General features: G+C 65.0%; 13 protein-coding genes. 10 read left to right on the forward strand and 3 right to left on the reverse strand.

The features are described 5' to 3' along the window. Window positions 1–19: 19 nt before the first annotated feature. The 4 genes from lpxA to AB4Y35_RS12830 all read left to right on the forward strand — a co-directional run bounded on the left by lpxA (window position 20) and on the right by AB4Y35_RS12830 (window position 3655). The gene (lpxA, locus tag AB4Y35_RS12815) at window positions 20–808 is read left to right on the forward strand and encodes an acyl-ACP--UDP-N-acetylglucosamine O-acyltransferase (protein ID WP_368704671.1); all 789 of its coding nucleotides are present in this window, start codon (window positions 20–22) and stop codon (window positions 806–808) included. Between the two features lie 3 nt (window positions 809–811). Then, window positions 812–1981: a lipid-A-disaccharide synthase gene (gene lpxB, locus AB4Y35_RS12820; RefSeq protein WP_368704672.1), complete on the forward strand. Its 1170-nt coding sequence runs from the start codon at window positions 812–814 to the stop codon at window positions 1979–1981. Then, entirely contained in the window at window positions 1978–2766 is a 789-nt protein-coding gene (gene rnhB / locus AB4Y35_RS12825; protein ID WP_368704673.1) for a ribonuclease HII, read from the forward strand. The genes lpxB and rnhB overlap by 4 nt, the downstream gene beginning before the upstream one ends. Window positions 2767–2869: 103 nt before the next feature. Continuing rightward, window positions 2870–3655, forward strand: coding sequence for a TrmH family RNA methyltransferase (locus AB4Y35_RS12830; protein WP_368704674.1), 786 nt, complete (start codon window positions 2870–2872; stop codon window positions 3653–3655). A gap of 67 nt (window positions 3656–3722) precedes the next feature. Here AB4Y35_RS12830 and AB4Y35_RS12835 read toward each other — a convergent pair whose 3' ends face one another. Continuing rightward, on the reverse strand, window positions 3723–4538 hold the full coding sequence (locus AB4Y35_RS12835) for a pyruvate, water dikinase regulatory protein (protein ID WP_028204047.1): 816 nt from the start codon (window positions 4536–4538) through the stop codon (window positions 3723–3725). Window positions 4539–4939: 401 nt separating this feature from the next. On the opposite strand from AB4Y35_RS12835, the gene ppsA reads away from it, so the two are divergent. The 3 genes from ppsA to AB4Y35_RS12850 all read left to right on the forward strand — a co-directional run bounded on the left by ppsA (window position 4940) and on the right by AB4Y35_RS12850 (window position 8984). Continuing rightward, window positions 4940–7339, forward strand: a complete 2400-nt coding sequence (ppsA, locus tag AB4Y35_RS12840) for a phosphoenolpyruvate synthase (RefSeq protein WP_368686122.1) — start codon at window positions 4940–4942, stop codon at window positions 7337–7339. A 143-nt stretch (window positions 7340–7482) separates the two neighbouring features. Next, on the forward strand, window positions 7483–7968 hold the full coding sequence (locus AB4Y35_RS12845; RefSeq protein WP_368704675.1) for an NfeD family protein: 486 nt from the start codon (window positions 7483–7485) through the stop codon (window positions 7966–7968). Window positions 7969–8024: 56 nt separating this feature from the next. Next, the gene (locus AB4Y35_RS12850) at window positions 8025–8984 is read left to right on the forward strand and encodes an SPFH domain-containing protein (RefSeq protein ID WP_133181252.1); all 960 of its coding nucleotides are present in this window, start codon (window positions 8025–8027) and stop codon (window positions 8982–8984) included. Between the two features lie 78 nt (window positions 8985–9062). Here the strand turns inward: AB4Y35_RS12850 and smpB are convergent, their stop codons facing one another. Continuing rightward, on the reverse strand, window positions 9063–9509 hold the full coding sequence (smpB, locus tag AB4Y35_RS12855; RefSeq protein ID WP_069265630.1) for an SsrA-binding protein SmpB: 447 nt from the start codon (window positions 9507–9509) through the stop codon (window positions 9063–9065). A 102-nt stretch (window positions 9510–9611) separates the two neighbouring features. Here smpB and AB4Y35_RS12860 point away from each other — a divergent pair, with 102 nt between their 5' ends. Together AB4Y35_RS12860 and AB4Y35_RS12865 are read left to right on the forward strand one after the other, a co-directional pair. Continuing rightward, complete coding sequence (locus AB4Y35_RS12860) at window positions 9612–10049, forward strand: type II toxin-antitoxin system RatA family toxin (RefSeq protein ID WP_028204043.1); 438 nt, start codon at window positions 9612–9614, stop codon at window positions 10047–10049. Next, entirely contained in the window at window positions 10046–10378 is a 333-nt protein-coding gene (locus AB4Y35_RS12865; RefSeq protein WP_368686120.1) for an RnfH family protein, read from the forward strand. Before AB4Y35_RS12860 ends, AB4Y35_RS12865 begins: the two co-directional genes overlap by 4 nt. A 96-nt stretch (window positions 10379–10474) precedes the next feature. On the opposite strand, the gene AB4Y35_RS12870 is transcribed toward AB4Y35_RS12865, so the two are convergent. Next, window positions 10475–11527 carry a DMT family transporter gene (locus AB4Y35_RS12870; protein WP_368704676.1) on the reverse strand — a complete coding sequence of 351 codons (1053 nt, stop codon included), beginning with the start codon at window positions 11525–11527 and terminating at the stop codon, window positions 10475–10477. 269 nt (window positions 11528–11796) lie between these two features. Between AB4Y35_RS12870 and guaB the strand changes: the two genes are divergently transcribed. Further along, window positions 11797–13257 carry an IMP dehydrogenase gene (gene guaB / locus AB4Y35_RS12875; protein ID WP_368704677.1) on the forward strand — a complete coding sequence of 487 codons (1461 nt, stop codon included), beginning with the start codon at window positions 11797–11799 and terminating at the stop codon, window positions 13255–13257. Window positions 13258–13263 lie beyond the last annotated feature (6 nt).

Genomic DNA, 13263 nt, shown 5'->3' on the forward strand with positions numbered 1-13263 from the left:
AATCGGAGAGCGAGGACGAATGAGCAGGATCCATCCCACTGCGGTCGTCGAGTCGGGCGCGCAGATCGACGAATCGGTCGAAATCGGACCGTTCGCGGTCATCGGTGCGAACGTCACCATCGGTGCACGCACGAAGGTCGGTTCGCATAGCGTGCTGGAAGGCCACACGACGATTGGCGAAGACAACACGATCGGCCACTACGCGTCGATCGGCGGCCGTCCGCAGGACATGAAGTACAAGGGCGAGCCCACCAAGCTCACGATCGGCAACCGCAACACCATCCGCGAGTTCACGACGCTGCACACGGGCACGGTGCAGGACACCGGCATCACGATCATCGGCGACGACAACTGGATCATGGCCTACGTGCACGTGGGCCACGACTGCCGCCTGGGCAACAACGTCATCATGTCGAGCAACGCGCAGCTCGCGGGCCACGTGTTCGTCGAAGACCACGCGATCGTCGGCGGCATGACCGGCGTGCACCAGTTCGTGCGCATCGGCACGCATTCGATGGTCGGCGGCGCCTCGGCGCTCGTGCAGGACGTGCCGCCGTTCGTGATCGCCGCCGGCAACAAGGCGGTGCCGCACGGCATCAACGTCGAAGGTCTGCGCCGTCGCGGCTTTTCGGCCGACGCGATTTCCGCGCTGCGCTCGGCGTATCGCACGCTCTACAAGAACGGGCTCTCGCTCGAAGAGGCGAAGGTGCAGCTCGCCGACCTCGCGCAGGCGGGCGGCGACGGCGACGTGCACGTGAAGGCGCTGCTCGACTTCGTCGAGCAGTCGCAACGCGGCATCATTCGCTGATCGATGGCGCTGACAACGCGTCCGCTGCGCCTCGCAATGGTCGCCGGCGAGCCGTCCGGCGACCTGCTTGCGTCATCGCTGCTCGCGGGTCTCAAAGCCCGCTTGCCTGACACTACGCAGTACTACGGAATTGGCGGCCCGCGCATGACGGCCGCCGGCTTCGACGCGCACTGGCCGATGGAAAAGCTCTCGGTGCGCGGCTACGTCGAGGCGCTGCGCCACATTCCCGAGATTCTGCGCATCCGCAACGAGCTCAAGCATCAGCTGCTGGCCGAACCGCCTGACGCCTTCATCGGCGTGGACGCGCCAGACTTCAACTTCGGCCTCGAGCACGCGCTGCGCGACGCGGGCATTCCGACGATCCACTTCGTCTGCCCGTCGATCTGGGCGTGGCGCGGCGGTCGGATCAAGAAGATCCAGAAGGCCGTGGATCACATGCTGTGCGTGTTCCCGTTCGAAACGGCGCTGCTCGAGAAGTCCGGGGTGGCGGCCTCGTATGTGGGCCATCCGCTCGCCGACGAGATTCCGCTCGAACCGGACATGCCCGGCGCGCGCCACACGCTGGGCCTGCCGGAAAGCGGCCCGGTGATCGCGGTGCTGCCGGGCAGCCGCCGCTCGGAAATCAACCTGATCGGCCCGACCTTCTTCGACGCGATGCAGATCATGCAGCGGCGCGAGCCGGCGCTGCGTTTCGTGATGCCGGCGGCAACGCCGGCCATCCACGCGCAGCTGCAGGAACTCGCGAACGCGCATCAGGGTCTCGCGCTCACGATCATCGACGGCCAGTCGCAACTCGCCATGACGGCCGCCGACGCGATCCTCGTGAAGAGCGGCACGGTCACGCTCGAAGCGGCGCTGCTCAAGAAGCCGATGGTCATCTCCTACAAGGTGCCCTGGCTCACCGGGCAGATCATGCGCCGCCAGGCCTATCTGCCGTACGTGGGCCTGCCGAACATTCTCGCGGGCCGCTTCGTCGTGCCGGAAATCCTGCAGCACTTCGCGACGCCGGAGGCGCTTGCCGACGCGACGCTCACGCAGTTGCAGGACGAGGCAAACCGGCGCACGCTGACCGAGGTGTTCACGCAGATGCATCTGACCCTGCGCCAGAACACCGCGGAGCGCGCGGCCGAGGTGGTCGCGAGCATCGTCGAAGGCCGAAAGGGGCGGGCATGAGCGAGGGCACGATCAAGCGCACGGCCAGGCGCACGACAGCGCAGGCGGAGAAAAAGCCGCCGTCGCAGGCGGCGCTCAAGCTCGCCGCGCGTCGCAAGGCGGCGCGCCAGGCCGGGCTGCTGTTCGAATCGCCGGACGACGTGATCTGCGGCGTCGACGAGGCCGGCCGCGGGCCGCTCGCCGGGCCCGTGGTCGCGGCGGCCGTGATTCTCGATCCGGCGCGGCCGATTCGCGGGCTCAACGATTCGAAGGTGCTGACGGCGCAGGCGCGTGAAACGCTCTACGAGCGCATCGTCGAACGCTCGCTCGCGTGGTGCGTCGCGTCGGCGAGCGTCGAGGAAATCGACACGCTCAACATCCTGCACGCGACGATGCTGGCGATGCGGCGTGCGGTCGAAGGCTTGAGCATCGTGCCGACGCTCGCGAAGATCGACGGCAATCGCTGTCCGGTGATGCCGGTGCGCAGCGAGGCCGTGATCGGCGGCGACGCGCTCGTGCCGAGCATTTCGGCGGCGTCGATCATCGCCAAGGTCACGCGCGACCGCATGCTGGTCGATCTGCACCAGCTCCATCCGTATTACGGCTTCGACGCCCATGCGGGCTACGGCACGCCGCAGCACCTCGAGGCGTTGCGCGTGCATGGTCCGTGCGAGCACCACCGGCGCTCGTTCGCGCCCGTGCGCGACGCGTATGTACTGCACGGCATCGTCCTGCCCGGTGCTTCGACGGTGGTCAGCGACGTCGCCGGCCTCGAGGAAGGCGACGCCTTCGCGCCGCTTTCTTGAGCCGGCGCTGACGGCGTCTCGCGCGAGCCGGCGCCGTTTTACGTAGTGCCGGCGCCGCCGTTTTTCCATCTCCCGATCCTCATTTGACCCGCCAGAGCCGCCCGTGAAAGCCATTACCTCGCGCGACAATCCGCTCTACAAGCGCCTCAAGGCGCTCGCCGGCTCGACGCATCAACAGCGGCGCAGCCATCAGGCCTTGCTCGAAGGCTTCCATCTCGCGAGCGCGTGGCTCGACGGCGGCACGCAACCCGAATACTGCGTGGTGACCGAAGGCGCGCTCGCGCATGAAGAAGCGCAGGCCATCGTCGCCCGCGTGGAAGAGCGCCGTGTCATCACACTGCCCGATGCGCTCTTCGGGCAACTCTCGAATGTGGTGCACGGCGTGGGGCTGCTGCTGCTCGTCGATATGCCCGAGACGCAGTTGCCCGAGCGCATCGCATCGACCTGCCTCGTGCTCGACGGCTTGCAGGACGCCGGCAACGTCGGCTCGATCCTGCGCAGCGCGGCGGCGGCCGGCATCGACAAGGTGTTCTGCACGCCGGGTACGGCCTATGTGTGGTCGTCGAAGGTGCTGCGCTCGGCGATGGGCGCGCATTTCCTCTTGCAGGTGTTCGAGAACGTGGAGGCCGAAGCGCTCGTCGAGATGCTCGGCGTGCCGGTTGTCATCACCGATTCGCACGGCGCGCAGGCGATCGACGAGGCCGATCTCACGGGTCAGGTCGCGTGGGTGTTCGGCAACGAAGGCGCGGGCGTCTCGCAGGTATGGCGCGACGCGGCCGCGCTGCGCGTGACGATTCCGCAGCCGGGCGGCATGGAGTCGCTCAACGTCGCGGCGGCGGCGGCCGTGTGCGTGTTCGAGCAATGCCGGCAGCAGCGCCACGCACGTTGACGCTCGCGCCGGCGAGCAATAAAAAAGCCCGCTCAGATGCGGGCTTTTTCGTTTCAGGCCGGGCGTTTCAATACGACGGCTTGTCGATGCGGATTTCCTGCAGGATCGTGGTGGCGATTTCCTCGATCGACTTGTGCGTCGACGAGAGCCACTTGATGCCTTCGCGCCGCATCATCGCCTCGGCTTCGTTGACCTCGTAGCGGCAATTTTCCAGCGCGGCGTACTTGCTGCCCGGGCGCCGCTCGTTGCGGATCTCGGTGAGGCGCTGCGGATCGATCGAGAGGCCGAAGATCTTCGTGCGATGCGAAAGCAAGGCATTCGGCAGCTTGCCGCGCTCGAAATCGTCGGGGATGAGCGGGTAGTTCGCGGCCTTCACGCCGTACTGCATCGCGAGATACAGGCTGGTCGGCGTCTTGCCGCTGCGCGACACGCCTACGAGGATCACGTCGGCGTCGGCGAGATTGCGGTCCGACTGGCCGTCGTCGTGCGCGAGCGAGAAGTTGATCGCCTCGATACGGTTCTTGTATTCGTCGGTGTCGGCGTTCTGGTGGCCGCGGCCCATGGCGTGGCTCGACTTGAGCTCCAGCTCCTGCTCGAGCGGTTCCACGAAGGTCTGGAACATGTCCATCACGAGCGCATTCGCGCGCTTGACGATCTCGTTCGAGTTGCTGTCCACGAGCGTCGTGAACACGATCGGGCGGCGGCCTTCCTGCACGGCGGCTTCGTTGATCTTCTCGGCGGTCGAGTAGGCCTTTTCGGACGAATCGACGAAGGGCACGCGCACGAGGCGGAATTTCTGGTCGAACTGCGACAGGATCGAATGCGCGAAAGTTTCGGCAGTGATCCCGGTACCGTCGGAGACGATGAATACGGTAGGCGGCATCGGTTGAGGCTGGGTACGTGAGCTGCAGGGCCGCTCGGGACAGGCTTGGGCGCCCGGAAAGCCCCGTCCGGCGGGACCGAGGGGCAATTCTCGCCGACTGGCACAAATTCCAGAGTCGGCACGGTAGAATAGCGGCAACCTGTTGGATAAGCAATTGCAGTGCAACCGCGCCAAACAGCCGCCTATCGCGGCGCATTCTGGTGTCAATTTGCAGCGATTCCGTCTAACTCCAAGGAATCGCGCGCATCTTCGTGCTTTTCCATTGAATGGAAATTCGTTCGCGCCCCGTGAGCGATTGCTTCTCCAACAGGTTGCGCAAGACGCGAATCCGCTTCCAATGGGCGGACCGCGTTCGAGCCCACTTGCGCAATCGTGAATTTTTTTCACACTTAGGGGCTTGTATGACTAACACCGTTGCCAAGGATCAGGCGTATGTAGTGCCTTTCGAGCAGTTGCGGATGACCGATGTCGAGATCGTGGGCGGCAAGAACGCCTCGCTCGGCGAAATGATCAGCCAGTTGGCTGAGGCAGGCGTGCGAGTCCCCACGGGCTTCGCGACGACCGCGCTCGCCTTCCGCGACTTCCTGAAACATAACAACCTGACCGAACGGATTGCCGCCCGTCTGGAGACGTTCGACGTCGACGACGTGAAGGCGCTGGCCGAAGCTGGCAAGGAGATCCGTCAATGGATCATCGACGCGCCGCTGCAGCCGAAACTCGAAGCGGACATCCGCGCCGGTTTCGAGACGCTGCAGAACGGTTCGCCGTCTGAGCTCTCGTTCGCCGTGCGTTCGTCGGCAACGGCGGAAGACCTGCCCGACGCATCGTTTGCCGGTCAACAGGAAAGCTACCTCAACGTGGTCGGCATCGAAGACGTGCTCGATCGCCTCAAGCACGTGTTCGCGTCGCTCTACAACGACCGCGCCATTTCCTATCGCGTCCACAAGGGCTTCACTCACGCCGAAGTCGCGCTGTCGGCTGGCGTGCAGCGCATGGTCCGCTCGGACCGCGGCGCCGCAGGCGTGATGTTCACGCTGGACACCGAATCGGGCTTCAAGGACGCCGTCTTCATCACGTCGAGCTACGGCCTCGGTGAGACGGTCGTGCAGGGCGCGGTGAATCCGGACGAGTTCTACGTCTTCAAGACCACGCTCGCGCAGGGCAAGGCGCCGATCATCCGCCGCTCGATCGGCTCGAAGCTCATCAAGATGGAATTCACGCAGCCGGGCGAGCCGGGCCGCGTGAAGACGGTCGACGTCTCGCACGAACAGCGCAACCGCTTCTCGATCACCGACGAAGACGTGATCGAGCTGGCCAAGTACGCCGTCATCATCGAGAAGCACTACCAGCGTCCGATGGACATCGAGTGGGGCAAGGACGGCCTCGACGGCAAGATCTTCATTCTCCAGGCGCGTCCGGAGACCGTGAAGAGCCAGGCCGCCGGCAAGGTCGAGCAGCGCTTCAAGCTCAAGGGCCAGTCGCAGGTGCTCGCAACGGGCCGCGCGATCGGCCAGAAGATCGGCGCGGGCCGCGTGAAGGTGATTCACGATCCGTCCGAAATGGAACGCGTGCAGCCGGGCGACGTGCTGGTCGCCGACATGACCGACCCAAACTGGGAGCCGGTGATGAAGCGCGCTTCGGCGATCGTCACGAACCGTGGCGGCCGTACCTGCCACGCCGCGATCATCGCGCGTGAGCTGGGCGTGCCGGCCGTGGTGGGCTGTGGCGACGCGACCGACGTCCTGAAGGACGGCGCGCTCGTGACGGTTTCGTGCGCGGAAGGCGACGAAGGCCGCATCTACGACGGGCTGCTCGAAACCGAAGTCAGCGAAGTGCAGCGTGGCGATCTGCCGGCCATTCCGGTCAAGATCATGATGAACGTCGGCAACCCGCAGCTCGCGTTCGACTTCTCGCAACTGCCGAATGCGGGTGTTGGCCTCGCGCGTCTCGAGTTCATCATCAACAACAACATCGGCGTGCACCCGAAGGCGATTCTCGAGTACCCGAATGTCGACGCGGACCTGAAGAAGGCCGTGGAAAGCGTGGCACGCGGCCACGCCTCGCCGCGCGCGTTCTACGTCGACAAGCTCACGGAAGGCATCGCCACGATCGCTGCGGCGTTCTATCCGAAGCCCGTGATCGTGCGTCTGTCGGACTTCAAGTCGAACGAGTACAAGAAGCTGATCGGCGGTTCGCGCTACGAGCCGGACGAAGAAAACCCGATGCTGGGTTTCCGCGGCGCGTCGCGTTACATCGCCGAAGACTTCGCGCAGGCGTTCGAAATGGAGTGCCTGGCGCTCAAGCGCGTACGTGAAGAAATGGGTCTCTCGAACGTCGAGATCATGGTGCCGTTCGTGCGCACGCTCAAGCAGGCGGAGCGCGTGGTCGGCCTGCTCGAGAAGTTCGGCCTCAAGCGCGGCGTGAACGACCTCAAGCTGATCATGATGTGCGAAGTGCCGTCGAACGCGATCCTCGCCGAAGAGTTCCTGCAGTACTTCGACGGCTTCTCGATTGGCTCGAACGACCTCACGCAGCTCACGCTCGGCCTCGACCGGGACTCGGGCATGGAACTGCTGGCCGTCGACTTCGACGAGCGCGATCCGGCCGTGAAGTTCATGCTCAAGCGCGCGATCGAAACCTGCCGCCGTCTGAACAAGTACGTCGGCATCTGCGGTCAGGGCCCGTCCGACCATCCGGACTTCGCCCAGTGGCTTGCGGAAGAGGGCATCGCTTCGATCTCGCTGAACCCGGACTCGGTTGTCGAGACGTGGCAGCAGCTGGCGAAGTCGCAGTCGAAGTAAACGCGGTGCCGGGGGATTCAATCCTCGGCGCATACGGAGCTTGATGCAGCTTCCCGTGCGTCGTTGCACGCTGCGGAAAAAAGTGTCAGCTTCGTGCTATAACACCCCGGTCTATCCGGGGTGTTTTACTTTGGGAGGTCGTCGTGGGTCCGCATGGTTTGTTCTGGTGGATTGCCGCTGGCGTGCTCATCGTCGCCGAGCTGATGACCGGCACCTTCTACTTGTTGATGATCGCGCTCGGCTTTCTCGCCGGCGCGCTCAGCTATGAGCTTGACTGGCCGCTCGACGTGCAGCTGCTCGTCGCGGCGGCGGTCGGGCTCGCGGCCGTGGTCACGCTGCGGCGCTCGCGTTTTGGCCGCCGCCGGCGCATGACCGACGCCTCGACCGATCCGGGCGTGAACCTCGATATTGGCGCGACGCTTGCCGTTGCCGCATGGCGCGACGGCCGCGCGCGCACGATGTATCGCGGCGCCGAATGGGACGTCGAACTCGCACCCGGCGAGCCCGAAGACGCGCCGCTCTATGAAATCAAGGCGGTGCGCGGCAGCTGCCTCGTCGTGGCGGCGAAGCGCGAGCGGCGCGAAGCCAATGCGCCCGGCGCCGCTCGCGACGACGCGCGCCACGCGTGACGGACCGAATCCAGAATCACACCAATACACCACACAGAAGCGAACGGAGGTCCCGTATGCAAGTCCCAGTCGTCGGCCTGATTCTGCTCGTGATCGTCGTCGTGCTGATCGCGCAGACCATCAAGATCGTGCCGCAACAGCATGCCTGGGTGCTCGAACGGCTTGGGCGCTACCACGCCACGCTTACGCCGGGGCTGACGATCGTGCTGCCGTTCGTGGATCGCGTGGCCTACAAGCACGTGCTCAAGGAGATTCCGCTCGACGTGCCGAGCCAGGTCTGCATCACGCGCGACAACACGCAGCTTCAGGTCGATGGCGTGCTGTACTTCCAGGTGACCGATCCGATGAAGGCGTCGTACGGCTCGAGCAATTTCGTGTTCGCGATCACGCAGCTTTCGCAGACCACGCTGCGCTCGGTGATCGGCAAGCTCGAACTCGACAAGACCTTCGAGGAACGCGACTTCATCAACCATAGCGTCGTGTCGGCGCTCGATGAAGCCGCGTCGAACTGGGGCGTGAAGGTGCTGCGCTACGAAATCAAGGATCTCACGCCGCCGAAGGAAATCCTCCACGCCATGCAGGCGCAGATCACCGCCGAGCGGGAAAAGCGCGCGCTCATCGCGGCCTCGGAAGGGCGCAAGCAGGAACAGATCAACCTGGCAGCCGGCGCGCGCGAGGCGGCGATCCAGAAGTCGGAAGGCGAGCGTCAGGCGGCGATCAACCAGGCGCAGGGTCAGGCGGCCGCCATTCTCGCGGTGGCGGAGGCGAATGCGCAGGCCATCCAGAAGATCGGCAACTCGATCCAGGCGCAGGGCGGCATGGATGCCGTCAACCTCAAGGTGGCCGAACAGTACGTGAATGCCTTCGCCAATCTGGCGAAGCAGGGCAATACGCTGATCGTGCCGGGCAACATGGGCGACTTGAGCTCGATGATCGCTTCGGCGCTGACGATCGTGAACCGGGCGGGCCTGCGCGAGGGGCAGATCAGCGGGGCTGGGGCGACGAAGGGCGCATAAGCGCGCAGGCCGCCGGAAATGACAACGGGCCGCGCTAGCGGCCCGTTGTCCATCTGAACGCTTGCTGCTGCGGACCAATCACGTGGGCGAGCGCATCAGGCGCGCCTTCTCGCGCTCCCAGTCGCGCTTCTTCTCGGTTTCGCGCTTGTCGTGCAGCTTCTTGCCCTTGGCGAGGCCGATTTCGCACTTCACGCGGCCGCCCTTGTAGTGAAAGTTCAGCGGCACGAGCGTGAAGCCACGCTGCTCGACCTTGCCGATCAGCTTGTCGATTTCCTCGCGATGGAGCAACAGCTTGCGGGTGCGCGTGGGGTCCGGCTGGATGTGCGTCGAGGCCTCGGGCAGCGGGCTGATGTGCGTGCCGATCAGGTAGAGTTCGCCGTCCTTGATCACGACGTAGCTTTCCTTGATGTTGGCTCGCCCGGCGCGCATGGCCTTGACTTCCCATCCTTCCAGCACGAGCCCGGCCTCGTGGCGCTCTTCGATGAAGTAATCGAAGAACGCTTTTCTGTTGTCGATGATGCTCATAGGAAAATGGGATTGGCCCAACTCGTTTAAAATTACGATTTTAGCAAAGCGGGCTTCCGAAAGCCCGTGGCGCTTTCACCCTAGCCACGCATTGCGCAATTTATGGCGGATGTCCAGAAAACCGTGTTGATTCGCCATTCGGCGGAACAAATGTTCGACCTCGTCACCGACGTCGCCGACTACCCCAACTTCCTGCCGTGGTGCGGCGGCGTCGAGATTCGCCGTCAGGACGACAGCGGCATGGAGGCGAAGATCGACATCAACTTCAAGGGCATCAAGCAACACTTCGCCACGCGCAACTCGCAAAAGCGGCCCGAGCGCATCGACATGGAATTCGCCGATGGCCCGTTCCGCAAGTTCACGGGCTACTGGCGTTTCACGCCGCTGCGCGCCGACGCCTGCAAGATCGAGTTTGCGCTGCATTACGAGTTTTCAAACATCATTCTCGAAAAGCTCATCGGGCCGGTGTTCCATCACATCGCGAACACCTTCGTCGACTCCTTCGTGAAGCGCGCCGACCAGCGCTACGGCAAGCCATGAGCGCGAATCTCTCCATCGACGTCTGCTATGCACTGCCGGATACGCAGACGCTCATCAGCATCGAGCTGCCCGCGGGCGCGACTGTCCAGCAGGCCATCGACGCGAGCGGCATTCTCGCGCGCCATCCCGAGATCGATCTGGCGAAGCTCAAGGTGGGCGTGTACGGCAAGCTCAAGCCGCTCGACACCGTGCTCGCCGACCACGACCGCGTGGAGATCTACCGGCCGCTGATCGTCGACCCCAAGATGGCGCGCCAGCGCCGCGTCGACAAGACCCGCAAGGAAGGCTCGATCGAAGGGCGCAAGTGGTTGCCCAAGGACTCGCGCTAGGGTTCGAGCCCGGTTGCCACGGATTTGCCGCACAAACGGAATGGGCGGGACAGCTTGCGCTGTCTCGCCCATTCGGTTTTTTGCGGCCCGGCGCGCTCAGGCGGTGGTCGTGCGGCCGCTTCGCTTGGCGTCGGCGTCGGGTTGTGCGAGGCGGGTTTCGTTGCCGATGCCCGGCAGATCGCCGTCCGGCACGATGCCGTCGCCGTGCGCGGTGTCTTCCGGGCCGCCCGAATGCTGGCGCACGGACCAGCTCACGCCCGCCACCAGCAGCACGATCGCCGCGATCTCCAGCCCGCGCGGCAGCCGGTGATCGTAGATAAAGCCGTAGAGCAGGGCGAACAGCGTCTCGAAGACGATCATCTGGCCAGACAGCGTGAGCGGCAAGCGCTTGGCGGCGGCGTTCCAGAGGCCGTTGCCGAGCCACGAGGCGCCGATCGCGAGCACCAGATTCAACTGCCAGAACGTGGTCCAGCGGCCGACGGCCACGGTTTCCTGCACCCAGTGCGACGGCACGACGAGAATGCCGAGCCAGAGCAGGCCACCGAGCGCGCCCGTGACCACGCCCCAGAGCACCGACCATTCGTTGCCGCTGAAGTGCGCATTGCGCTGCAGATAACGCGCGTTCTCGACCGCGAACCAGGTCCAGCACACGAGCGCGCCGACGGCGCAGCCAATGCCCGCAATGCGCGTGAGGATGCTCGCGCCGCCTGCGTCGCCGGCAGCCGTGAACACGTCCACGTTGATACAGACGATGCCGGCCGCGATCATCGCGAGCGGCCAGACCAGACGCGACAGCGGCACGGCGCCATGGTCGCGGCGGCCGAGCAGCGTGACCGTGACGGGCAGCACGCCGACGATCAGCGAGGCCGGCGCGATGCCCACCAGATGGATCGCGCTCGCGAGAAACAGGTAATAGAGCACGTTGCCCACGAGCGCGAGCTTCACGAGCGCGACCAGATCGGCGCGCGTCATGCGCGGCCAGACGCGGCGCAGCATGGGCAACAGTGCGGCGAGCGACACGAGCCCATACATCGCGTAGCGGCCGGCGCTCAGGAGCAATGGCGAGAACTCCGCCAGTTGCCGGGGCACGACGAACACCGTTCCCCATAACGCGCCGGCGAGCACGCCGTACAACACACCACGCTGCATTTGTATTGCCTCCAGAAACTTCGGGCGGCCCGGACGGGCCGTTTTGACAGGACGGCCCGAAGCATAACTGGAGGCGTGCGCACCCGTCTTGTTCAATCCTGCAGCGTGCGTCCGATATTCGGGTCGGAGGCGTGCCATGCCCGCACGGCTCGCACCGGCAGGGCTGGAGCGTGGAAATAATCCCGAAAACGGCGCTAAGCTACTGTTAGCGCTGATGATTTCCAGGGCGCTATCGCGTATAATCTGCTTTTGCGCCTATAGGATTTGCCATGCGTCTGATCCAGAAAGCACTCACGTTCGATGACGTGCTCCTCGTCCCCGCCTTTTCCGACGTTCTCCCGCGCGACACCAGCCTGAAGACCCGGCTGACCCGCAATATCTCCCTGAACATTCCGCTCGTGTCGGCCGCTATGGATACCGTCACGGAAGGCCGTCTGGCAATCGCCATGGCGCAGCAGGGCGGTGTCGGCATCGTTCACAAGAACCTCACGCCGGCCGAGCAGGCGCGCGAGGTCGCGAAGGTGAAGCGCTTCGAGTCGGGCGTCGTGCGCGATCCGATCACGGTTCCGCCGCAAATGAAGGTCGCCGACGTCATCGCGCTCTCGCAGCAGCATGGCATTTCGGGCTTCCCGGTCGTGGAAGGCGCACAACTGGTCGGCATCGTCACGAACCGCGACCTGCGTTTCGAAACGCGTCTGGATGAGCCGGTGCGCTCGATCATGACGCCGCGCGAGCGCCTCGTCACCGTCAAGGAAGGCACGCCGCTCGTCGAAGCCAAGGCGCTCATGCACAGCCACCGCCTCGAGCGCGTGCTGGTCATCAACGAAGCGTTCGAGCTGCGCGGTCTCATGACCGTCAAGGACATCACCAAGCAGACCGAGCACCCGGCCGCCTGTAAGGACGAGCACGGCAAGCTGCGCGCGGGCGCGGCCGTCGGTGTCGGCCCGGACAACGAAGAGCGCGTCGAGCTGCTGGTGCAAGCCGGCGTGGACGTGATCGTCGTGGATACGGCGCACGGCCACAGCAAGGGCGTGCTCGAGCGCGTTCGCTGGGTCAAGAAGAACTTCCCGCACGTCGAAGTGATCGGCGGCAACATCGCCACGGCCGACGCGGCGCGCGCGCTCGTCGAGTACGGCGCGGACGGCGTGAAGGTCGGTATCGGCCCGGGCTCGATCTGCACGACGCGTATCGTGGCTGGCGTGGGCGTGCCGCAGATCAGCGCGATTTCCAACGTCTCGGAAGCGCTCAAGGGCACGGGCGTGCCGTGCATCGCCGACGGCGGCGTGCGCTACTCGGGCGACGTTTCGAAGGCGCTGGCCGCCGGCGCGAACGCCGTGATGATGGGCAGCATGTTCGCGGGCACCGAAGAGTCGCCGGGCGACGTGTTCCTGTACCAGGGCCGCCAGTACAAGTCGTATCGCGGCATGGGCTCGGTCGGCGCGATGAAGGACGGCGCCGCGGACCGCTACTTCCAGGACAACTCGGCGAACATCGACAAGCTCGTGCCGGAAGGCATCGAAGGCCGTGTCGCCTACAAGGGTCCCATCAACGCGATCCTGTTCCAGCTGATCGGCGGCGTGCGCGCCTCGATGGGCTACTGCGGCTGCCGTACGATCGAAGACCTGCATGCGAAGGCGGAGTTCGTGCAGATTACCGGCGCCGGCCTGCACGAGTCGCACGTGCACGACGTGCAGATCACGAAGGAAGCGCCCAACTATCACGTGGACTAAGCCCCG

It is taken from the genome of Paraburkholderia sp. EG286A, from assembly GCF_040965375.1.
Lineage (GTDB): Bacteria > Pseudomonadota > Gammaproteobacteria > Burkholderiales > Burkholderiaceae > Paraburkholderia.

Excerpts from the sequence above, each read along its gene's own strand:
- lpxA (WP_368704671.1), top strand. The coding sequence starts at position 20 with ATGAGCAGGATCCATCCCACTGCGGTCGTCGAGTCGGGCGCGCAGATC.
- lpxB (WP_368704672.1), top strand. The coding sequence starts at position 812 with ATGGCGCTGACAACGCGTCCGCTGCGCCTCGCAATGGTCGCCGGCGAG.
- rnhB (WP_368704673.1), top strand. The coding sequence starts at position 1,978 with ATGAGCGAGGGCACGATCAAGCGCACGGCCAGGCGCACGACAGCGCAG.
- AB4Y35_RS12835 (WP_028204047.1), bottom strand. The coding sequence starts at position 4,538 with ATGCCGCCTACCGTATTCATCGTCTCCGACGGTACCGGGATCACTGCC.
- ppsA (WP_368686122.1), top strand. The coding sequence starts at position 4,940 with ATGACTAACACCGTTGCCAAGGATCAGGCGTATGTAGTGCCTTTCGAG.
- AB4Y35_RS12850 (WP_133181252.1), top strand. The coding sequence starts at position 8,025 with ATGCAAGTCCCAGTCGTCGGCCTGATTCTGCTCGTGATCGTCGTCGTG.
- smpB (WP_069265630.1), bottom strand. The coding sequence starts at position 9,509 with ATGAGCATCATCGACAACAGAAAAGCGTTCTTCGATTACTTCATCGAA.
- AB4Y35_RS12860 (WP_028204043.1), top strand. The coding sequence starts at position 9,612 with ATGGCGGATGTCCAGAAAACCGTGTTGATTCGCCATTCGGCGGAACAA.
- AB4Y35_RS12865 (WP_368686120.1), top strand. The coding sequence starts at position 10,046 with ATGAGCGCGAATCTCTCCATCGACGTCTGCTATGCACTGCCGGATACG.
- AB4Y35_RS12870 (WP_368704676.1), bottom strand. The coding sequence starts at position 11,527 with ATGCAGCGTGGTGTGTTGTACGGCGTGCTCGCCGGCGCGTTATGGGGA.
- guaB (WP_368704677.1), top strand. The coding sequence starts at position 11,797 with ATGCGTCTGATCCAGAAAGCACTCACGTTCGATGACGTGCTCCTCGTC.